18 protein-coding genes are annotated in these 22,202 nt (G+C 59.7%); 10 read left to right on the forward strand and 8 right to left on the reverse strand.

Annotated elements, in window-relative coordinates:
* Positions 1 to 53 precede the first annotated feature (53 nt).
* The 5 genes from ACXYMS_RS01715 to ACXYMS_RS01735 form a co-directional block, all read right to left on the reverse strand.
* Positions 54 to 533 (reverse strand): VOC family protein, encoded by a 480-nt coding sequence (locus ACXYMS_RS01715; protein ID WP_458903296.1) that lies wholly within the window; start codon positions 531 to 533, stop codon positions 54 to 56.
* A gap of 88 nt (positions 534 to 621) precedes the next feature.
* Entirely contained in the window at positions 622 to 1,860 is a 1,239-nt protein-coding gene (locus tag ACXYMS_RS01720; protein ID WP_458903297.1) for an ABC transporter substrate-binding protein, read from the reverse strand.
* 29 nt (positions 1,861 to 1,889) lie between these two features.
* Positions 1,890 to 2,990 (reverse strand): ABC transporter ATP-binding protein, encoded by a 1,101-nt coding sequence (locus ACXYMS_RS01725; protein WP_458903298.1) that lies wholly within the window; start codon positions 2,988 to 2,990, stop codon positions 1,890 to 1,892.
* Between the two features lie 5 nt (positions 2,991 to 2,995).
* The gene (locus tag ACXYMS_RS01730; RefSeq protein WP_458903299.1) at positions 2,996 to 3,931 is read right to left on the reverse strand and encodes a carbohydrate ABC transporter permease; all 936 of its coding nucleotides are present in this window, start codon (positions 3,929 to 3,931) and stop codon (positions 2,996 to 2,998) included.
* Positions 3,928 to 4,818 (reverse strand): carbohydrate ABC transporter permease, encoded by an 891-nt coding sequence (locus ACXYMS_RS01735; protein WP_458903300.1) that lies wholly within the window; start codon positions 4,816 to 4,818, stop codon positions 3,928 to 3,930. Before ACXYMS_RS01735 ends, ACXYMS_RS01730 begins: the two co-directional genes overlap by 4 nt.
* Before the next feature lie 178 nt (positions 4,819 to 4,996).
* Between ACXYMS_RS01735 and ACXYMS_RS01740 the strand changes: the two genes are divergently transcribed.
* From ACXYMS_RS01740 to ACXYMS_RS01755, 4 genes are all read left to right on the forward strand, one after another.
* Entirely contained in the window at positions 4,997 to 5,809 is an 813-nt protein-coding gene (locus ACXYMS_RS01740) for an aldo/keto reductase (protein ID WP_458903301.1), read from the forward strand.
* Positions 5,810 to 5,913: 104 nt separating this feature from the next.
* Positions 5,914 to 6,354, forward strand: a complete 441-nt coding sequence (locus tag ACXYMS_RS01745; RefSeq protein ID WP_458903302.1) for a VOC family protein — start codon at positions 5,914 to 5,916, stop codon at positions 6,352 to 6,354.
* Between the two features lie 62 nt (positions 6,355 to 6,416).
* Entirely contained in the window at positions 6,417 to 7,448 is a 1,032-nt protein-coding gene (locus tag ACXYMS_RS01750) for a LacI family DNA-binding transcriptional regulator (RefSeq protein WP_458903303.1), read from the forward strand.
* Positions 7,449 to 8,063: 615 nt separating this feature from the next.
* Positions 8,064 to 10,577: a PIG-L family deacetylase gene (locus tag ACXYMS_RS01755; protein WP_458903304.1), complete on the forward strand. Its 2,514-nt coding sequence runs from the start codon at positions 8,064 to 8,066 to the stop codon at positions 10,575 to 10,577.
* A gap of 95 nt (positions 10,578 to 10,672) precedes the next feature.
* Here ACXYMS_RS01755 and ACXYMS_RS01760 read toward each other — a convergent pair whose 3' ends face one another.
* The 3 genes from ACXYMS_RS01760 to ACXYMS_RS01770 are packed head-to-tail and all read right to left on the reverse strand — an operon-like array spanning position 10,673 to position 15,100.
* The gene (locus ACXYMS_RS01760; RefSeq protein WP_458903305.1) at positions 10,673 to 11,545 is read right to left on the reverse strand and encodes a DMT family transporter; all 873 of its coding nucleotides are present in this window, start codon (positions 11,543 to 11,545) and stop codon (positions 10,673 to 10,675) included.
* 2 nt (positions 11,546 to 11,547) lie between these two features.
* Entirely contained in the window at positions 11,548 to 13,884 is a 2,337-nt protein-coding gene (locus tag ACXYMS_RS01765; protein WP_458903306.1) for a PIG-L family deacetylase, read from the reverse strand.
* Between the two features lie 22 nt (positions 13,885 to 13,906).
* The gene (locus ACXYMS_RS01770) at positions 13,907 to 15,100 is read right to left on the reverse strand and encodes an ROK family protein (protein WP_458904573.1); all 1,194 of its coding nucleotides are present in this window, start codon (positions 15,098 to 15,100) and stop codon (positions 13,907 to 13,909) included.
* Between the two features lie 214 nt (positions 15,101 to 15,314).
* On the opposite strand from ACXYMS_RS01770, the gene ACXYMS_RS01775 reads away from it, so the two are divergent.
* The 6 genes from ACXYMS_RS01775 to ACXYMS_RS01800 all read left to right on the forward strand — a co-directional run bounded on the left by ACXYMS_RS01775 (position 15,315) and on the right by ACXYMS_RS01800 (position 21,925).
* Positions 15,315 to 16,553, forward strand: coding sequence for an extracellular solute-binding protein (locus ACXYMS_RS01775; protein ID WP_458903307.1), 1,239 nt, complete (start codon positions 15,315 to 15,317; stop codon positions 16,551 to 16,553).
* 107 nt (positions 16,554 to 16,660) lie between these two features.
* The gene (locus tag ACXYMS_RS01780) at positions 16,661 to 17,593 is read left to right on the forward strand and encodes a carbohydrate ABC transporter permease (RefSeq protein WP_458903308.1); all 933 of its coding nucleotides are present in this window, start codon (positions 16,661 to 16,663) and stop codon (positions 17,591 to 17,593) included.
* Positions 17,590 to 18,447, forward strand: coding sequence for a carbohydrate ABC transporter permease (locus tag ACXYMS_RS01785; RefSeq protein WP_458903309.1), 858 nt, complete (start codon positions 17,590 to 17,592; stop codon positions 18,445 to 18,447). The genes ACXYMS_RS01780 and ACXYMS_RS01785 overlap by 4 nt, the downstream gene beginning before the upstream one ends.
* A 3-nt stretch (positions 18,448 to 18,450) precedes the next feature.
* Positions 18,451 to 19,959: an argininosuccinate lyase gene (gene argH / locus ACXYMS_RS01790; RefSeq protein ID WP_458903310.1), complete on the forward strand. Its 1,509-nt coding sequence runs from the start codon at positions 18,451 to 18,453 to the stop codon at positions 19,957 to 19,959.
* Entirely contained in the window at positions 19,959 to 21,029 is a 1,071-nt protein-coding gene (locus ACXYMS_RS01795) for an ABC transporter ATP-binding protein (protein WP_458903311.1), read from the forward strand. The genes argH and ACXYMS_RS01795 overlap by 1 nt, the downstream gene beginning before the upstream one ends.
* Positions 21,026 to 21,925, forward strand: coding sequence for a carbohydrate kinase family protein (locus ACXYMS_RS01800; protein WP_458903312.1), 900 nt, complete (start codon positions 21,026 to 21,028; stop codon positions 21,923 to 21,925). The genes ACXYMS_RS01795 and ACXYMS_RS01800 overlap by 4 nt, the downstream gene beginning before the upstream one ends.
* Positions 21,926 to 22,202: the final 277 nt, after the last annotated feature.

Genomic DNA, 22,202 nt, shown 5'->3' on the forward strand with positions numbered 1-22,202 from the left:
AGAGTGTTTCCGCCCCGACCAGTGCCGGGACGCATAGGCAGGAAGACCTGGCCTCAGGGCTGGGCTTCCTTGTCCTTGTCGAATTCCAGCAACTCGATCATCACGCCCAGATCCTTGACGGTGTCGTAGTAGGCGTAGCGCCCATGGCTGCCATCGAATTCGCCACGCTGCAGCAGGGGATGTCCTTTAGATTCAAGGTAGGCGTCGCGCTTGGTCAGGTTGCGGGTACGAAAGGCGATATGGTGGCAACCGGGACCCTTCTCTTCGAGCAGGTCACGCCAGGCGCTCTTTTCCGGACCGGGCTGCAGGAATTCGACGTCGATATTACCGAATTTGAACATCATGATCCGGCAGCCGACATCGGCGGGCTTGCCGCGATAGATGGCCTTGGCCTCTTCGGGTTCGGCAGCGCGACCTTCGGTCGGCATCGGTTTGCCGGTGAGATCGGCAAACCATTGCGCTGATTTCACCACGTCGTCGGTGACGAAGCAGATCTGCATAACTTCGTCTTCATCAAGCAGGCGCTTGTCCATTCGGATTGTCCATTTGCTGAGTTGGGAGGCGGGCGGCCCGATGCAAGCACCGGGTCGCCCTCCGCTGGGGGGAGACGTTTTTCGGCGATTAGCCGAGGATGGTTTCGTAGTTGTCCTGCATCTGTGCGATGGCATCATCAACAGTGATGGACGGATCGCTCCAGAAGTTGAACACCACGTCCCAGATGGAATTCTGCCAGTCGGCATCGCTCATCGAGTGCGGGTTCTGCACCTGGTGAGCTGGGTCTGCCAAGATTTGCAGCACTTCGGCCGAGCAGGCATCAAGCGCCGATTCCGGCGCATCGAGGCGCACTGGGGTCGAGCCCTTGGCCAGCGCGAATTCGGCCTGAACTTCCGGGTCAACAACGACTGAAGCAAAGTCGAGTTCGGCCTGGTCCATTTCCGGCGACTGGCCGCCGAGCAGGCCCCAGCTATCAACCGTGGCCACAACGGCCTTAGCACCTGGGATCTGAATACAGCCAAAATCGGTGCCTGCGACCTTGCCGGCTGCAGTCCACTCTCCCTTCATCCAGTCGCCGTGGATCTGCATCAGGGCCTTGCCGGTGATGACCATATTGGTCGTCACGTTCCATTCACGGTTGGCCGAACCTTCGTCTGTCGCTTCCTGGAAACGGCGCAGGGTCTCGAGCAGATTGCGCATTTCAGCGCTGTCCAGCACCGCCGGATCGGGCTCTGCACCATAGACGCCGTTGTAGAAGTCGACGCCACCAGTGGCAGCCGCCAGAGCATGGAACAGATAGCCCACCTGCCACTGCTGACCGCCAATCGCCAGCGGCACATAGCCGGCATCGCTGACCTTCTGGAAATCGGCAAACATGGCATCGAGCGAGTCCCAGGATGCGGGATCAACTCCGGAGGCCTTGGCGACTTCCATGTTGTAGTAGGCCATGCCGTCGATATGGAGCGCGGTCGGGATCTTGACGATCTCGCCATCGACGGAGATCGATTTGGCGACGGCCAGCGGCAAGTTTTCGGTAATGCCCTGTTCCTCAAAGAACTCGGTTACAGGACGACCGAAACCGAGGCCCGCCAGATCGCGGAATACGCCGGGATTGGATTCCATGAAGACGTTCGGGGGACTGCCGCCGGTCACCAGGTTCATCAGGTTCACATTGGAGCCGGTGTCATGGGGAATGGCAATGTCGGTCCAGGTGTGACCCTTGGCTTCAATGCCGCTCTTGATGACATTGAGCGCCGCCACTTCCGGGCCCGAAGACCAGGAATGATAGACGACGATTTCTTCAGCATACGCTGAAGCGCTCAGAAGCAGCGCCGCGGTCAGTCCAGCTAGAGATTTCTTCAGCATCGTTTGTTTCCTCCCTTACGATGGTTCGTTCACATCCGCCGCCCGGTCTGGGCGTCGAAGAGATTGGCTTTGCCGCTCAGGAAATCGACCGAAACACTGGTGCCGGGCTTCAGCCGGCTTGCAGCGTCGGGGGCGACCCGAAGGGCAAGCAATTGGTTGTCGAGCTTGAGATAGACGGTTGCATCCGAGCCCGTGCGCTCGGTGTATTGTACCGGCAGGGTGAAGCGCGCGGCAGCGTTCGCTTCCGCCACATCGGGCGCCCCGAAGTGCTCGGGCCGCAAGCCGACAATGACTTTTGCGCCGTCCGTGGGCGTCTCTGCGAAATCATAGCCTGCAAGGTCCAGGGCGACCCCCGATGCCAGCTCGGCGGTGATTGAGGCCCCGGATACTTTCAGGGTCGCTTCGCGCAGGTTCATCGCCGGTGAGCCGATGAAGCCGGCAACGAAAAGATTGGCCGGACGCTCGTAGATTTCGTCGGGAGTGCCAAACTGCTGGATCACCCCCCCATCCATCACCGCGATCTTGGTGGCCATGGTCATGGCTTCGATCTGGTCGTGGGTGACATAGACAATGGTGGATTTCAGCTCGTCGTGAAGTTTCTTGATTTCGAGCCGCATTTCCGTGCGCAGCTTGGCATCAAGGTTGGAAAGCGGCTCGTCGAACAGGAAGACGCCGACATTCTTGACCAGCGCTCGGCCGATGGCGACGCGCTGGCGCTGACCGCCAGAAAGTTGTCCGGGCTTACGATGCAGCAGCGGCTCGATCTGGAGCAACTTGGCGGCCCAGGCGATACGCTTTTCAACTTCGTTCTTCGGCAGCTTGCTGGCGGACAGGCCAAACTTGAGATTGCCGTGAACGGTCTTGGTTGGATAGAGCGCATAGGACTGGAACACCATGGCCAGCCCACGATCCTTGGGGTCCAGATCGGTGACATCACGATCCCCGATCATGATGCGCCCGTCGCTCACTTCAAGCAGACCCGCCAGCAGGTTGAGCAGGGTGGTCTTGCCGCAACCCGAGGGCCCCAGCAGCACCAAAAAATCACCATCGTCCACGGACAGGTTGAGGTCATTGAGCACGGTCATCGAGCCATAGCTCTTGACGATATGTTCGAAGCTGACTGTCGGCATTTTGGTTATCCCTTGATGGCGCCGGCGGTGACGCCCTGCACGAAAAGTTTGCCCACCACGAAATAGACGACGAGCGGTGGAATGGCGGTCAGCAGGGCCGCAGCCATGTTGTGGGCATAGTTTGTCGTGCCGGTTGAGATGGTGACGAGATTGGCGAGGTTGACCGTCATGGGCTGGCCATTAAGGCCGCCAAAGGTCACCCCGATCAGATAATCGTTCCAGATCGAGGTGATCTGCAGGATCAGTATGACGATCAGGATGTTACCGCTCATGGGCAGGATGATCTCAACGAAGATCTTCCAGAACGACCCCGAATCCATCACCGCAGCGCTCATGATCTCCTGGGGAATGTCTTTGTAGTAATTCCGGAAGATGAGCGTCAGCACGGGCATGGCTAGTACGGCATGGACAATCGCCACACCCCAGAGCGTGCCATAGACCTTGATGCTCGATGTCATCACGATCAGCGGATACATGATGATCTGGAACGGCACAAAGGCGCAGATGAAGAGGAGGAACAGGAACGAGCCAGCCCAGCGCACATTCCACAAGGCCAGGGCATAACCGGTCACCATCGACAGCCCGATAGACAGGATCAGCGAGGGGAACAGGATCATCACCGAGTTCAGAAAGCCGACCTTGAGGCCGTTACAGTTGATCCCGGAGCAGGCCTTATTCCAGGCGTGGTCCCAGGCGTCGAGGCTCCAGACCTGGGGCAAGGCAAAAATGGCGCCCTCGCGGATCTGGTCCATCGATTTGAACGAGGTTACCACCACCACATAGAGCGGGATGCAGAAGAACAGGGCGCACATCGACAGGAAGACGATAATGGCGATCGACTGCGGGGTGATGCCCTTTTTCTTGCGTACAAAATACGGCGCGCGGGCGACGGGCACTTCGGTGGCGCCAACAGCGCGTTCGGATACGGACATCTGACTCATCGAGCAGCTCCCTTGCGTTGCTGCCAGGCGGTGAGCGCAACCAATGGCAGGAAGACGATCAGGGTGATGACCAGCATCATGACGGCCGCGGCGGACGCATAGCCGAGGTTGGATTTGGCTGAGAGGGCGTTGATGGTGAAATAGGCTGGCACCCAGGTGGATTGTCCGGGACCGCCGTTGGTCATGGCGACCACCACGTCATAGGCCTTGATGACACCGAGCGAGAGCAGGATGGCGCAGGTGATGAAGGTGAACTTCATCATCGGAATGACGATCTCGAGATAGAGTCGCCACAGCGGAACCCCATCGAGCTTGGCGGCGCTCCATATCTCGGAGTTGATGCCTTTCAGACCCGCAAGCATCAGGGCCATGTAAAAGCCTGCGCTCTGCCAGACCGAGGCCAGAATGATGGCGTACATGGCGGTGTCGGGCTGGGCGAGCCAGTTGAAATCTATGTCCCAGCCCAAGCTACGCAGGAACGCCTGCGCACCCAATGTTGGGTTGAGAATCCAGCGCCAGGCGGCACCAGTGACAATTAGCGAGACCGCCAGGGGATAGAGAAAGACCGTGCGAAACAGGCTTTCGCCACGCTTTTCCTTGTCGATCATCGCTGCAAGGATGAAGCCAAAGACAATGGCCAGAGCACTGCCCAGTCCAAGCACGATCAGGTTGCGCAATGAGATTTCCCAGCCGGCATCCCTGAACAGCCGGTCGTACTGCCGTCCCCACTCGGACCAGTCGATCCCGTACTCCGGTAGCCGCCGGCTCCGGGTAAAACTCAGATATAGCGTCCACAAGATCGAGCCGACAAACGCGACCAGCGTCACGGCTACTGCTGGAACCAGCGCAGCCTGCGGCGATATGCGACTCCAGCGCATGGATTTCATCAGTTCCTCCCACCACGCTATCGCGATTCGATGGGCTCCCTCGTTTCTGGTGCAGCGGGTTTGTTCCGCTTGCCTTCGTATTAGCGTTAATCTAAGTTCATCTCGGTTGGGCCGTCAACACTCTTTTTGGTGGCGCTCAAAACAAGGGTGAATGCCCAGGAGATACAGGGGAGGTCCCGTGATCGGAGACGCAATACCGAAGCTCGGCTTCGGCACCTATGGCCGCACTGGCTCTGACGGAATCGCTGCGATGTTGATCGCACTTGACGTCGGTTACCGGCATCTGGATACGGCGCAGGACTACGGCAACGAGAGCGAAGTCGGCGCTGCAGTGGCGCGCTCCGGGTTGTCCCGGAGCGACATCTTCGTGACTACAAAGATCGCGCCGCGACACTATGCCAAGGGCGCGCTGATACCGTCGCTGCGCGAGAGCCTGGATCGGCTGGGATTGGACCAGGTCGATCTTACCCTTCTGCACTGGCCCTCTCCAAACGAAGATATTCCGCTGGGCGACTATGTCGAGCAGCTCGGAGAAGCCGGGAAGGCCGGGCTTTCCCGCTTTATCGGCGTGTCAAATTTTACCATCGACCTGCTCCAGCAGACCTCCGGCATCCTTGGAAAATCAGCGATTGCCACCAATCAATTTGAACTTAATCCGCACATGCAGAACAAGCGTTTGGCCGACTACTGCGTTGCCAACGGCATTCTGGTCACCTGTTATCTGCCCATCGCGCACGGCACATTGGGCGACGACCCGGTGCTTCAGCGCATCGCAACGACCCATGGCGCCACCATTGCACAGGTGGCGCTCGCCTTTGAGTTGGCCAAGGGCTACGCGGCGATCCCGACGTCCAGCAAGGCCGAGCGTATCCGCGAAAACTTCGCCAGCCAGTCCATCTCATTGAGTGCGGACGAGCTGCGGGACATCGAAATGATCGATCAAGGACGTCGCCGGATTGATCCCGAATGGGGTCCTGACTGGGATGTATGAATGCAGTTGAATGGCGTCAGTTTTTGTATTAGCGATGAGATAGGTCATCAGTTCTGACCCAAATGCCACGGCAAGGTCAGCGTCAAAAATACTTGGAGGATACAATGAAGGGCATAACTGGATTTGGTCACCTGGCCATCAAGGTCAAGGATCTCGATCTGTCGCTGGATTTCTGGGAGAAGCGGCTCGGCTTTCCCGAAATGTTGCGGCTCAAGAACGACGACGGCAGCACCTGGCTGGTCTATCTGCGAATTACCGACGACGTTTTTCTTGAGGTCTTCCCAGGCGCCGAAAATGATCGCGCGCCAGGGTGGAACGCCAATGGCGCAAATCATCTTTGCCTCACCATTGATGACCTGGATGCCACCGTGCAGCGCATTCAGGACGCTGGTATTGTCCTCACGTCGCAGATTTCGATGGGACTTGACGGTAATCGGCAGGCATGGATCGAAGATCCCGATGGCAATCGGATCGAACTTATGGAAATGAACCCTGATTGCCTACAGCTCAAGGCAATCGCACGGCTGCATGAGGAAGGCCGCTAGCACCAATTGAAGCAAGGTGGTGCCGGCCTTTGTCGGCGTCACCACAGGGGCGGGTACGATCCATGGGCAAGGCCACGGTTCGGCTAAAGGATATTGCCGACAAGACCGGCTTTTCGACCAATACAGTGTCGTTGGCGCTGCGCGACAGCCCGCGCATCCCGGCTGAAACACGCGAGTTGATCCACCAAGCGGCGGCTAGCCTCAATTATCTGCCCAACTTTATCGCCAAATCACTGGTGAGCCGGGAAACCAAGACAATTGGTCTGGTTCTCACCGACATCACCAATCCCACCCTGACTCACACCGCACAAGCCATCGAACTGGCTCTGGCCGAACGCGGCTACGCAACTCTGTTCGCGACATCCAACAACAATCTGGCGGAAGAAAAGAAGGTGCTAGAGCTGGTGCGTTCACGCCAGGTTGACGGCATCCTCATTTACCCGACCAGCCACCGGCAGATACAGCACATCCGAGCGTTGCGCCTGGCCAATTATCCGGTGGTCATGCTGGTCGGCGATCCGGATTCGGGGCTGGACGCCGTCTGCGTTGATGAAATGCGCGGGGCCTACAAGGCCACAAAGCATCTCGTTGATATCGGTCACAAGCATATCGGTCTGATCGACAGCGCGAATCCTTTGGGGAATCTGGAAAAGCGCCAGGGTTATGCGCAGGCTTTGACTGAGGCCGGCATTGAAGTCGACCTTTCCTTGACCGTCGACCCCCGTGGGCACTCGGTGGTGCGGGGCTATCTGGCCATGGATTCGTTGATGGCTGGGCCGAAACGGCCCACCGCTGTCTTTACGGCCAACGACTCGCTGGCCCTGGGTGCGCTGCGCTGGTGCATCAAAAATGGCCACTCCGTCCCGCGTGACCTTGCCATTATTGGCTTCGACAATATCGAGTTTGCCGAACACGCGGTGGTCCCGCTGTCCAGCGTCAACTATCCCGTCGACATCGTCACCGAACTAGCCGTTGAGCGCTTGATGTCTCTCATTGGCAGCGGTGAAGACCTGCCACATCCTCGCGTTACCCAGATAGATCCCGAATTGGTGGTCCGGGACAGCACATTGGTCAGAAGCTCAGTCATCAATTGATCGCGACGATCCGAACTGGGTGAAAGCTTCTAAAGGCACATCGACAGCGAGCGCCGCTGGGGTGTCGGCTTATGCCCGCTTCGCAAGTATTGCGGTCAGTCCTCTTACGGCCCCGCTGAAGGCGTTGCAGAAGAATATTGTGGGGCAGGGGGGCAACGATCAGCGGCCCCACCGCAAGTGAGGCCGCACGAGATGATGACGGCGGCTCAGGATCCCGGTTCGAAAACGGCAACCGGACAGTCGGCAATTCCAGGATCGCTTCTCTTCCAAAGAGCGCATCCGGACCATCGTCGATGCGCCTATTTCAGACACCCAGTTGACCTTTTGGCTTTTCTAGAAGCGGACGGTCCGCCCACGTCGCGGTAGTTGCAACAACTGGGTGTATTGCTGACAGTTCGGTTTTAGATCAATGGCGGCATGATTATCTCGGATGGACCCATCAAAGCGCACGGACTGACGAAGTTTTTGGCAGCCCGATGCCAGCACCGAGAAATCTCCAAACAAAATCGAATAACTTACTTGAGTTGAGTTAATCGTGCTCTCATAGTCTACTATGAACCGTCGTTCAAGCCGGCCGGAGGGGTCTGTTGTCGGCGGCTAGAGAGGAAGAGAAAAATGACACGTTTGACGCGGCGCACCTTTATTGCCACGGTCCCGCCATTGCTCGCCGCCACGCAAATTCCGGCATGGGCTGCCCCCGCCTCTAATCTTGACCTTATCGCGGAGCAGAAGGGTGAGCCCGCTATAATCAAGCTTTATCGTCAACTTGAGCGCCTGACCTCGACCATGACGCTCATGACCACGGGTGCCCACCCGGACGACGAGCCCAGCGGAATGCTGGCTGCCCTGCGGCACGTTTATGGCATCCACCCGGTGCTCTACTGCATCACGCGCGGCGAAGGCGGCCAGAATGCCATCGGGCCTGAGCTCGGTTCTGTTCTGGGCGTGTTGCGTACGCGCGAAATGACCGAAGCTTCTCGGTCTCTTGATGCCTCGTTGGTCTTCGGCAGTCAGGGGCATCACGACCATATGCACGATTTCGGGTTCTCCAAGGACCCCAACGCGACGATCGACCGCTGGGGTAGGGACCGTGTGGTAGAGCGCATGACTTGGGCGGTGCGGAAATACCGGCCCGACGCCATCATGAACTGCTTCCTCGACGTGGGCGGTCAGCATGGCCACCACCGCGCCGCCAACGTCGCCACCTTTATCGTTGCCGGTCTTTCGGGCGACGAAACAGAATTCCCCGAACAGATCGCTGCGGGCCTCAAGCCCTGGACCGTGCCCAAGATCTACCAGCCGGCATGGGGCGGCGGCGGCGGCGTCTATGACGACGAAACCCCACCCCCGCCAACGACACTAGTCGTGAAGGCTCCCGAGCGCGATCCGATCTCGGGCGCTACCTTCCCGCAGATGGGAGAATGGTCCCGTTCGTGCCACTTGACGCAGGGCATGGGTCGCTGGCGGCCCGATCCGCAGACCGAATGGCCGATCAACTTGAGCTGGGCCAGTGTCGGAGAAGCTGGGCAGAACGAAAGCGACATTCGCCAGGGCATTCTAGCCACACTTGGTCAGATTGCTGAGGTGGATGGCATGCCGGCGTCGGCTGCTGACGCATTACGCAATGCCCAGGGGCTGATCGATGAAGCCATAGACGATTATGGTGACCCGGTTGGTGTCAGCGGCAAGCTGGTTGAAATTGCCAAGTCTTTGGCTGAGGCGCGTTCCGCATTGCCCTCCGAACTCGAGGACAACATTGCCCACCGCCTTGATCGGAAGATCAAGGAAACCGATCTCGCGCTGGCCACCGCTGCAGGCATGAACATCCGCGCCTACACTGATGGCGGCGACCTGCGTCCGGGTGATGAGATTATCGTCAAGACGCAGGTCGACGCCCCAGATTCCGTCAGTGTCGAAAAGGTGGAAGTGATCACTCGCGAAGGGATTTCCAGCACTGAGAGCGGTGAACACGATGTCACAGTCAGTGTCGCCGATGACGCTGACTTGACCAATCCGCTCAACGAGCAGTTCGACCCGCTCGGCGGCAATGGCGACGCTTTCGTGCGTCTGACGGCCCTCATTGATGGGCATCAGGCTGTGCTCGATATCGACCTTGAAGATGCCTTGCGCGTCTTGCCCGAGGCCTCACTCGAGCTAAAGCCTGAGGCTGTGGTGTTCAACACCGAAACCGAAATTGCACCGGTCGAAATGACTGCGGTGGTTTCGGGCGGCACGACGGCCGATCTAGATTTTGATCTGCCAGAAGGATGGTCGATGAACGCAACAGGCGAAACCGGCGCCGAAGCTGGCTCGTACGACCTGATTCCACCTTCTGATCTTGGCACCACCCGCATTACCATCGCGCCCAAGTTGTTGGGCAAGCAGTCTTACGCCATCAACGTCTTCAGCTATCCCCACATTGGTCGCTCCGTCGTGCCCACGGAGGTGGCGGTACCGGTGCAATCGGTGGAAGCGATTATCCCAGAAGGGCAGATCGGCTATATCGGCGGTGGCAACGACAATGTCGCGATCTGGCTCAAGCGTCTTGGTGTTGATCTCGTTGAGCTGACTCCATCCGATATGGAGTCCGGCGCCTATCGTGATCTCGATACTCTGGTGGTCGGCATTTTCTCGTTCGGTCGGCGTCCAGACCTGATCGCGGCGTTGCCGGGCGTCCATGAATGGGTGCAAAATGGTGGGCACCTGCTCACGCTTTATCACCGCCCCAGCGATGGTTGGAACGACAACACCGTTCCTCTGGCCTATCTCAAGATCGGCTCGCCCTCGATCCGCTATCGCGTCACCGACGCCGAGGCGGTCGTGGATGTGCTGGAACCCGACCACCCGCTACTCACCTATCCCAATGCCATTGGGCCTGAAGACTGGGCCGGTTGGGACAAGGAGCGCGGGCTCTATTTCGCTGCTGAATGGGACGACGTCTACGTGCCGCTTCTGAGCATGAGTGATCCCGGCGAGGAGCCACTGATCGGCTCGCTGCTTTCCGCCGAAATCGGCGAGGGTCGCCACACGCATACGAGCCTGATCCTGCACCACCAACTCGACAAGTTGACTCCAGGCGCCTTCCGTCTGATGGCCAACCTCATCCAGCCGGCCAAGCGCCAGAGCTGACAATATTGGCTCGCGCCGGCCTCCCGGGACGCGAGCCGATTTCGCCGCAATCCTCCCGCGGCACAAGACCCCCGGTTGACTCTGGCCGGGGGTCTTTACGGGTTGGATTTGGGGCCAGACCGGCGATCAAGTCGGCTGGTGAGGACAAGGGCACCCACAATGATGGCAATCCCTATACCCGTCGTGACTGCCGGAATTTCACCGAAGGCCACGAAACCACCAAGGCCGGCGAGCACTATGGACAGGTAGCTGATGGGCACCAGCAGGTTTGCAGGGCTGCTCTTATAAGCGCGCAAGTAGCAATATTGTCCAGTTTGCGCGAGGACGCCGATGGCCAGCAGAAGCGGCCAATCGGAAGCGGCGACTGGCTGCCAGCTCCAAAGGGCTGGGATGCCGGTAAACAGCGCCAGCCCCATCGTGTAGAACACCATCAGCACAGTGGTATTCTCACCCGCGAGGGCTCTGGTCTGCACGGTGGCAAGCGAACCAAAAACCACCATAACCAAGGCTGCGACAAGGCCGGCATTCCAATTGATCTCGCTGGGGCCAACCATGACCAGCACACCTAAAAAGCCTATGCCCGCGCCGATCCAGCGCCAGCGTCCCGATTTCTCGCCCAGAAGCAATGTCGCCAGCGCCAGGACGACCAGCGGGCGCATGAAGCCAATGGCATTGACAAGGGCCAGAGGCAGGGCCGTCAGCGCTGCAAAATTGGCATTGAGGGCAATCGTGTTGCACAAGACGCGGAAGCTGTGGCGTTTCCACTGGCGCGTCTGCCGCAGGGCATGGCGATGGCGCCAAGCCAGGGGCAATACGCTGACCAGTCCGATCAGAGAGCGGATAAAAACCATCTGCACAGCGGGGTAACTCGCGCCACCGAGCTTGACCAGAACGGTCATCACCGTCACCAGCATCATGTCGCTCATCAGCCAGGCAACGCCCGCGCGCGAGGAGCCGGTGACGCCCATGGTCAGGCGGTCTGCAGCAAGTTCGCCATGATCCGGAACGCGCCGGGAACGAGTTTGTCCATCTGATGGTGCAGCGCGAGGCTCGTATGTGTATGTCGGCCATTTCCGATTGCTGCCGACAGTAACGATCCCTTAAGCGGCTTCTCGCCTTCGTCATTCAACGCGAGGAGCGGCACATAGGCATCGTCCCATGAGGCAGCGAAATAGAGCCCGCGTTCCTTGTCCCAGTGCTCGAAATCGGCGGCGGATATGGTGTTTGGACCGGACAACAAGGTGTGGCCCGGCTCCAGGATCGTCACCGGCGCTGCTGGATTGGTGACGCGCCAGCGGAGTGACGGGCTGCCAATGCGAAGGGGGAGTGGCGGCGTGGAATCGGGGTGCCAAGCATCGCTGGGCCGGTGATAAAGCGTGACGAGATGGCCGCCCTTGCGCACCCACTCGTGCAGCATGCGAGTTGCAGCCGCCAAGTCTGGCCGGGCGCCGAAGGCGAAAATGCCGATGACAATCGTGTCGAAGCGACCAAGATCACCCGCGATGGCATCGCTATCGAGCGCCGTAACCTGCGCGCCCATGCGCTCGAGCCAGAGCCCCACCCGGTCGGAGCCGGCGCCGACATATCCTACCTGCGTGTCTGGCACTTTTAGGTCCAGTGACAGAATGTCGAGACTTTGCGGCCCTGCGAAGCGCGTATGGCCGATATGGGGGTAAGCAATCGGAGTGATCGAAAAGGCCTGAGCGCCATCGATTGTCAGCGGCAGGCTGTGCCGGCCAGCTTCGAGATCGGGGGTGACAGCGAGCACGAGGCCGGCCGCATCGCTTCTGATGACGACACCCTTGGTGCCGGTAACGGACATAGAGGCGGAGACAGTTCCCTTAATCGCAATTGGATAGGTGCCGGCTCCGCCCAGCGGAACGATCAGGGCCTCGGGCGCGATGGACAGACTGTGCTCTGGATCGATCTGTAGCGGCTCTTCTGTGTCGACCATGAAGCGGATGGTCTCGCCATTGATCGTAGCATTGACCTCGAGATAGGCGAGCCCGTTGCCGCCGAGACTCTGCCAGTCCGGACGAAAGGCATTCGTCACCTTGGCATCGGCGTTAGCGGTCAGGGCAATGACGGAGCGACCACCGATTTGCGCGTCGCGTGGCGAAGCGGCAATTGACGGGTCGGCGTGGACGCTGAGGTGAACGGCTGTCGCCATGCCCAGTTGAACTTCCGCTATGATATCAACGCTGCCACCCGGGACTATCATTGGCTCGGAAAGCGCTACCGAAATGTCGATACCGGCGGCCAGTGCCATGGCTGCGTCGATTTCCTCCTGTTTACGCAAGAGTCGATGAGCGTGTTCTTCCGCCACCGTGGGCAGGGCCGCAACGATAGCGCTGCGCGCCTCGACCAGCCCTTGGAAAATAGCGTCGCCTTCAGGGAAGCTGGCAGTAGCCCGATCAATGGCCGCATCGGCCTTGGCTAGGAACGACGATTCGCCGAGATCGGCCAGACGGGCAGGAAGCCCGGCAAAGATACCGGGTTCTGAACTGCCGCCGACGAGATGAAGCGACCAGGTTGAATGGGGCGGGAAACGCCAGAAGCCCATGTTCTGGCTGGCATGGTAGGCGCGCGAAACCTCGCCGAGCCGGTCAAAGCTCATACCCGTCGCGGCATCAACGCCGCGCGCGGTGACAAGTGTTGTCGCCGGGGGCGGAGGCACCTCGTCGTCATAGGTATCGCCGCCGCCCGACCAGGCTGGCAGATAGAATTTGGCAACACGCCACGGCGAGAGCCCCTCGATCTCATAAGCGGCATCGGCAGCCAGAGCGATGGCACGCTCGGCCGCTTCGGTCATCGCCCTGTGGTGGCCATGTTGGCCAGGCACATCCAGAAATGTTGGAATGATGATATCGGGCCGGAACTGGCGATAGGCGCGGACGAGCCGGTCGATAATGCGCTCCTCCCCCCAACGGCTGAGGGTGTCGGAGCCGGATTTGGAAAAGCCGAAATCATGGACAGAATCGTCCGGTCCGTGACCCAGCCAGGCTATATCGGCGTCGATGACGCGCGCTGCTTCCTCCATTTCGCGCGACCGGATCACGCCCAGCGCGCCCAACCGTTCCGGGCCCAGAACACTCTGTCCGCCTTCGCCGCGCGTGGAGCAGGCCACCACGATGCGTGCGCCATGCTGGTGGCGCAGCGTCGCCAGCATTTCATTATGCTCGTCGTCGGGGTGAGCGCCCGTGTTCATAATCGTGACGGTAGAGCCCAACCTGCCGAGCGCGCGGTGGAGGGAAACCAGCCGCGGGGAGGCGGCGCGGCGGTGCAGGCGGTCTCGATCAGGCAGCATTGGGCAGGTCCGGTTGTGCAGTTCAGCGGGTTGGGTCGGCGGTGCTGAGGTGGGGGGAGACGGTGTCAAGAAGCGGCAGCGCGGCAGCGCCAAGTGCTGCGGTAAGTTGGCCGGTCTGGCCCCGGATCACGCGCGGCATGGGCCGTTGCTGCCGTGTCGCCACAGAGACTGGCATGGGATCGAGCGCCGCAATGACCGCCTCAAGGACGGAGTCTGGCAGGCCGCCCCCAAAGATTACGGTTTCCGGATCGAAGATATTTTCGAGCATTGCCACCGTCGGGGCCAGGTAGTCGGCGGCCACCGCAATCCAGTCGAGCAGCGTCTGATCGCCAGCATCATGCAGCTTCTGGATATCATCGACGTTGGCCACATATTCGCCGGCCATGGCGAGCCGCTCGCGCAGTGCGAAGACCGAGACGAAGCGCTCAAGGGCGCCCGCGGGGCCATAGCGAACATTGCTCTTGCTGTTGCGCGGCACCAGGCCAACATGGCCGATTTCGCCGGCATTACCGAAGGCGCCGCGCAGGGGGCGCCCGTCCTGGATGACGCCGAGGCCCAGTCCAACGCCGAAATAAAGATAGCAGAAGCTGCCCAACTGACGGCCCGCGCCGTAAAGGCGTTCGCCAACGACGGCGGCGGTCGCGTCGTTGTCGACGACGACGTGCTGACCGGTTGCCTTGGCGAACAGGGTGGTGGGATCAATGCCGGTCCAACCGGGCAGGGTGGCGGGTCCGACAGAACTCATGCCCTCAACTTCGAAGGGCCCTGGCATTACCACGCCAATGCCGAGCAGCTTGCTGCGGTCGGCCCCCAGTTCCTTTTCGAGCCGGACCACCTCCTTGGCAACGAGGCCGGGAACGACATCGGGACCCGCATCCGTCAGCGGGACAATCGACTGGCCCCGTATGCCGCCGGACAGATCCAGCAACGCGGTCACGATGTGATCGGCAGCGATTTCTACGCCTGCCGTCAGAGGTCCGTTTGGGTTGACGGCGAATTGGATCGGTGGCTGACCACGCCCTGAGCGTAACCGCCCAAGCTCGATCAACAGGTCTTCCTCGAGCAATTCATCGACAATGTTCGCCACAGCCTGAGGGGTGAGGTGGGCGCGGCGGGCGATCTCGGTTCGCCCTAAATGTTCGCTCATTCGAATAACTTCGAGAACCACGCGCCGGTTATGCGCGCGATTTCGTTCCGGATTTGAACCGATGGCCATGCGTTGGCGCAAATTCGTCTTGTCACGGTTGCTCAATCCAAACGCCCTCCCTTGGCTCTCCACACGATAGAACAGGCTCATAATAACTCAAGTAGATTATTTTATTGACAAGCCGGCCGTATTTATTCGACGCTGGTGTCAGGCTTAGGCGGGGTCCGCTCACGCTCATGGAGAAGCCGCCGGAAGGCTGGCGGTCAGATGGAGGTTTACAGGAATGACCAACAAAGCAAAATTGGCCGGGCTGGCCGCAGGCGTTAGCCTACTGGCGATGAGCTCCGCTCAGGCGGTGGAAATCGAGTATTGGCAGTATGTGTTCGATAGCCGCATCGAGGCGATGGACCAGCTGATCGCCAATTTCGAAGAAGCCAATCCGGACATCACCGTCAAGCACACCACATTCCCCTATGCCGATTACCAGACCCGCGTCGTTGCGGCCAAGGTTGCCGGCCAGGGTCCTGACGTCGTGCAGCTGTTTTATGGCTGGACCGACCAGTTCGTGAATGGCGGACTGATCCAGCCTCTGGATCCAGCCGTGTTCCCGCATGACGAAATCGAATCCGATTTCTTTCCGATTGTCTCGGCCATGAAGCGCGGCGACGACTACTACGGCCTGCCCACGGCAGTGCGCTCGCTTGCCCTATTCTACAACAAGGCGATCTTTGAGGAAGCCGGTATCGAGGCTCCGGATACTCTGGATGAGTTGCTGGCCGCGGCCGAGGCGACCACAAAGCGTGACGGCGGTGGCAATATCACGTCCGCCGGTATCACGATGGACATGGCCGGCCAGGACCACCACTGGTGGCGCGAAGTCCTGGTGCGCCAGATGGGCGGCGAGCCCTATGACGCCGACGGCAATGTCGCCTATGACAGCGAAGCCGGTGCTGAAGCGCTGAAGTTCTATACCGATCTTCAGACCGAGCAGAATGTTGGTCTCATTGGCTTCATGGATGAGGGCCAGGCCGCATTCCGTGCGGGCATGGCGGCGATGACCATCGACGGCACGTTCCGTCTCGGTGCCTTCGCCAATAACCCGTTTGAATGGGGCGTGGTGGAACTCCCGGCTGACGCCAATGGCCTGCGCTCGAACTATTCGAGCTATTTCGCTAATGGCATCGGTGCAACCGCAGAGGGCGAAGAGCTCGAAGCTGCCCAGAAGTTCCTGGCCTACATTTCTTCGGCCGAGGCAATGGAAGTCTGGCTCGAAACCGTGGGCGAGCTTCCTGCACGTCGCGATGTAGCTTTAACTGACGCGAACCTTGAAGACCCAATCCTTGGACCTTTCCTCAAGGGTCTCGAATACGCCCACACCACCCAGTTCTATGACGAAGCGGCCCAGCGCCAGACCGCGATTGACATGGTCAACCGGGTGTTGCTCGAAAACCAGTCGATTGAAGACGCGATAAGCCAGGCCGCACAGGCTGAGCAGGCGATCATCGACGCTGGCCGTCAGTAAGCGTAACTGCCATCGCAGGTGGTCGGCCCGGCTGTTGCCGAAATGGCCGCCTGCGATGAAATAACTGCCAGGGTTCCGTTGGAGCCCCTTAACGCGCAGGAGCGAAAATGGCGTCGGCGAACGCGAACTCTCAAGCAGTCCAGGTTCGCTTCTGGGACCGGCTTAATATCGGCACCAAGCGTGTCATCTGGGCCTGGACCTTCCTGGCCCTGCCAGTGCTCTTTTATGCGGTCATCCGCTTCTACCCCACCTTTCAGGCATTCTGGTTGTCGCTCACCGACTGGGATTTGCTGCGTCCGGCGCAGTTCATCGGCTTGGCCAACTACCAGAAAATGTTTGCCGATCCGGTATTCTGGAAGGTGTTCCAGAACACGTTCCTTTATCTCATCATCGGCACGCCGCTGAGCCTGGTGATCTCGTTTGTGATTGCCTATTATCTTGATCGTGTGCGCTTCATGCATGGCTTCATCCGGGCGCTGTATTTCCTGCCGTTCCTCACCACGGCCGCGGCCATGGGCTGGGTCTGGCGCTGGTTCTACCAGCCGGTGCCAATCGGGGCGATCAACGGGGTTCTCGGATCGCTCGGGATTGCCCAGCAACCATTCCTTCGCTCCGTCGATCAGGCCCTGATTTCAATTCTCATCCCGGCAATATGGGCCGGTTTGGGCTTCCAGATCATCATCTTCATGGCGGGTCTCCGCGCCATTCCCGGAACCTTTTACGAAGCCGCCCGCATTGATGGCCTGGGTAACGGAGCCGTCCTGCGCAAGATCACTATCCCGCTGCTCAAGCCCACTACCATATTTCTCGTCGTGTTCTCTTCCATAGGCTTCCTGCGCATTTTCGACCAGGTCTACAACATGACCACCAATGATCCGGGAGGGCCGCTCAATGCGACTAAACCGCTGGTGCTCATGATCTACCAGACCGCCTTTTCGTCCTACCAGATGGGGTACGCCGCTGCGCAGACTGTGGTGCTCTTCACCATCCTGCTCATAGTGTCCCTGCTCCAGCTTTATGTGCTGAGGGAAAAGAAATGACCGCCACCACGACCTCGACCGAGCTGGCAGCCAATAGCCGCAATATCCGCCCCGGCCCCATCCTCGTCTGGACGCTGCTGTTGATCGGCGGGATCATCATGGTCACGCCGCTGCTCTTCATGTTCTCAACGTCGCTCAAGACGTCTGCACAGGTTTATGACCTGCGGCTTATCCCGGTCGCGCCGACGCTGGACAATTATTTCAAGGTCCTGGGCGATGGGCGCTTCATGCAGTGGTTTTTCAATTCCACCTTCATCGCGCTGACCGTCACCGCGTCCAACGTCTTCTTCGACAGTCTCGTGGGCTATACGCTTGCCAAGTTCGAGTTTCGTGGCCGCTACTTCATTTTTCTGGCCATTCTCTCAACGTTGATGATCCCCACCGAAATGCTGGTGATCCCGTGGTATCTGATGTCCAGCCAGCTCGGATGGCTCGACAGCTACTGGGGCATCATGTTCCCGGGAATGATGACGGCCTTCGGCACCTTCCTGATGAAGCAGTTCTTCGAGGGCGTGCCCAACGACTTCCTTGAGGCTGCGCGCGTCGACGGGCTGAACGAATTCACGATTTGGTGGAAGATCGCGATGCCCATGGTCGTCCCCGCCATCTCGGCCCTGGCGATCTTTACCTTCCTTGGCAATTGGACGGCATTTTTCTGGCCGCTAATCGTCACCACCTCGCGTGAGCTCTATACGCTGCCTGTGGGCATATCGAGTTTCTCCGCTGAAGCATCCATTCAGTGGGAGCTGATCATGACCGGCGCGGCCATCGGCACAATTCCAACGCTCATCGTCTTCCTCGTGCTGCAGCGCTTCATCGTGCGCGGCGTGATGCTTGCCGGCCTCAAGGGTTAAGTCATGACCGATCCACGTCTGTCCGATACATCGGTCTTTCCCGACCCCGTCTACAAGGAGACGGTTCTCGCGCCGCTCTTCGATGGCGCCAAGGACCATCATGTCCAGGCCTTCCGCGCCATCGACAGGGCTCATCTGGTCATGTTGGCCGACACGGGCATCATCGAGCCTGCGCAGGCCGCCGATATTGCCCGCGCGCTCGACAGCATCGATGCCGAGATCGAACCATCGGAGCTGGTCTATACTGGCGAAGTCGAGGACTTTTTTTTTCTCATCGAGAAGGAGCTGAAAAAGCGCGTCGGCCCCGATCTTGGTGGGCGGCTGCACACCGCCCGTTCGCGCAACGACATCGACCACACACTGTTCAAGCTCGGCCTCCGCGAGCGGCTCAACGTGCTGATAGAGAAGGCACTGGCCCTGCACACGGCGTTGATCGCGGCGGCGGAGCGGGAAAAGGCGACGCTGATCGTAGCGTATACCCATGGTCAGCCCGCCCAGCCGACGACATTCGGCCATTATCTCTCGGCCATCATCGAATTAGTCGGGCGTGACATAGAACGACTGTTCGAGGCCTATCGGATCGTTGATCTCTCGCCCATGGGCGCGGCGGCCATTACCACAACCGGCTTCCCCACCAATCGGCAGCTTGTCGCCGAACTTCTGGGCTTTGCCGCGCCATTGCAAAATTCCTATTCCTGCATCGCGGGCGTTGACTACATCACCTCGACCTACTCGGCCATCGAGCTGATGTTTCTGCATCTGGGCCGCCCGATTCAGGACCTGCAGGTGTGGTCGAGTTTTGAGGTGGGGCAGGTCTACATGCCCAATAGCCTCGTGCAGATTTCCTCGATCATGCCGCAGAAGCGCAATCCGGTGCCGATCGAGCATCTGCGCCATCTGGCGAGCCAGACCGTCGGTCGGGCCCATTCCATGCTGTCGGTGATGCACAATACTCCCTTTACCGACATGAACGACAGTGAAGGCGAAACCCAGTCCATGGGCTATGGCGCCTTTGCCAGCGCCTATCGCGTTCTCGATCTGCTTGCAGCGCTGGTCACCCAGATCCGCATCAATCCGGAACGCGTGGCGGCCAATATCAGCCGCTCCTGCATCACGATCACTGAACTGGCCGACAGCCTCGTGCGCCGGAAAGGGCTGTCCTTCCGCGAGGGGCACGAGATTGCCGCTGCCGTCGCCAAAGCTGTGGTCGGAATGGATGGTGACATCGTCAAGGATGGATACGGCCCATTTGCCAAGGCGTTTGAGGCCGCGACTGGACGCTCCAGCACGCTGGACGAGGCCGCCTTCGCCGAAATCGTGTCTCCCGAATACTTCGTCTCGGTGCGCACCCGCTTCGGTGGACCGGCGCCTGAGCCGCTCGAGGCAGCGATTGCCGGCTACAAGCAACATGCGTCCGACCTGGCCGCCAAACACCACAAACTGCTGCGCCGCCAATCCGATGCCGCGCGCATGCTCAAAGAGCGCTTTGACGCATTGAAGGGAGCCGTCTGATGGCCCGGATTGAACTACAGGGACTGGTCAAGGAATACGGCAAGACGGAAGTCGTGCATGGCATTGATCTTGCCATCAAGGATGGCGAGTTTGTGGTGTTCGTGGGGCCTTCGGGCTGCGGCAAGTCCACCACCCTGCGCATGATTGCGGGGCTCGAAGACATTTCGGGCGGCAAGCTTCTCATCGGTGGTGAGGTGGTGAACCAGCGTGAGCCAAAGCAGCGCAACATTGCCATGGTGTTCCAGAACTACGCGATCTATCCCCATATGACCGTGGCGCAGAATATCGGCTTCGGGCTGTACACCTCAAAGCTCTCCAAGGCGGAAAAGCAGGCGCGTATTCTGGAGGCCGGCAAGACCCTGGGGCTGGAAGATCTTCTGGATCGTCGCCCTGCTGCGCTTTCGGGAGGACAGCGCCAGCGCGTGGCGATTGGCCGGGCCATGGTCCGCGATCCCGTAGCTTTCCTGTTCGACGAGCCGCTGTCCAACCTTGATGCGCAATTGCGCAGCCAGATGCGTATGGAGATCAAGAGCCTCCATCGTCGCCTCGGAACCACGATTGTCTATGTGACGCATGATCAGGTGGAAGCCATGACCATGGCTGATAAGATTGTGGTGATGCGGGACGGCAATATCCTGCAGGTCGGTACCCCCACCGATCTTTACGAAAGCCCTCAGGATGTTTTCACTGCCCGCTTCATCGGCAGCCCGTCCATGAACATGGTCGAAGGTTTGCTCGCTTCGGGCACCCTCACCATCGAGAATGCAAAACTCAACAGCTTCACTCTGCCATCCCATGAGGGTAAGGTTCTTGTCGGCATCCGCCCGCATGATCTGGTGGTCAGCGAGGATGTGAGCGGGTCTGGCTTCAGCGCGGAGGGGATTGTCGAGGCGGTGGAGCCGCTCGGCGCGGAAACCCTTGTGCATGTCGCGCTTGGTTCGAGCAAGGTCATTGCTACCGCCCCCGGCCGCGTGGTCCCGGCGATCGGCAGCACATTGTCGATCAGAGCCGAGCTTGGTTCGCTCTACCTTTTCGATGCAGCGACTGAGAAGGCACTAGGTCGGGCATGATGTCGACGAAATCACCGGGCGGGGCGGTGCTGAGCCTGGGCCGCATCTATTGCGATATGGTGTTTCGCGGGCTTGAGGGGATGCCCCAGCTAGGCCGGGAAGTCTTTGCCGAAGAGTTCAACCTGACGCCCGGCGGTGGTGCGCTCATAACCGCTGCGCATCTTGCGGCGATGGGGCGTCCCGCTGCCCTTCTGGCTCGCTTCGGCACAGATGAGCTCTCCAAAATGCTGGCCGCCAAAATCGACAGCCTTGGCGTTGATCTGCGATTTCTGGACCGGCACGAAAGCGCCGGGCCCCAGCTGACCGTCGTTATGGTACAGAATGGAGACCGTGCCTTTCTCTCCCGTCGCGCCGGTCACGCCCGCCCCGCGAGTTTTGAGCAGGCGATTGCCTGGTCCGACGCGACCCACCTGCACATCGCCGAGTACGCGACACTGCACGAGATGACGGACGCAATCAGTGCTGCCAAGGGGCAGGGGCTTACCGTCTCGCTCGATCCAAGCTGGGACGACGAGCTGATCCGCGATCCGGATTTCTTCGAACGCGCCGCGGGCACCGACGTTTTCCTGCCAAACATGGAGGAAGCCGAAGTCCTCACAGGTCATCGCGATCCTCAGGCAGCGCTTGAACACCTGGCACGCCATTTTCCGCTGGTGGCGCTCAAATGCGGGAGCGAGGGCGCCATGCTCACTGTCGATGGCAATACCCTGCGCTTGCCCAGCCGACGCGTCGATGTCGTCGATACCACCGGAGCGGGCGATGCGTTCAATGCCGGCTTTCTGAATAGCTGGCTGAATGGTTCGGTTGCGCAAGATTGTCTTTCAGCGGCCACCGATGCCGGTACTCGCTCGGTTCAGGCATCGGGTGGTACTGGCAGCCTGCGGGCGGCGGAATAAACTCAGAATTCCATGACAAGGCCTGTTTTTCGCGTTTTTGAATCGGCTGAAGCTGTCGCCGCTGCTGGCTCGGCTGAAACCCTTCGTGCGACACCCCATGCGACACCTGGTCTGCCACCGGCAAGACGTTCATTCCAATCTATGCCGCGCTTGTAAGCGCGTATCGTCTAATCGGTTTTTCCGTAGCATCTGTTTGGCTATGTCGATCCGCCTGCCGTCAGGGCGTACCTGCCCGGCACATCCGACGATCTGGACAAGGCCTGCGCCGACTACGAGG

Source organism: Devosia sp. CAU 1758 (assembly GCF_054482695.1).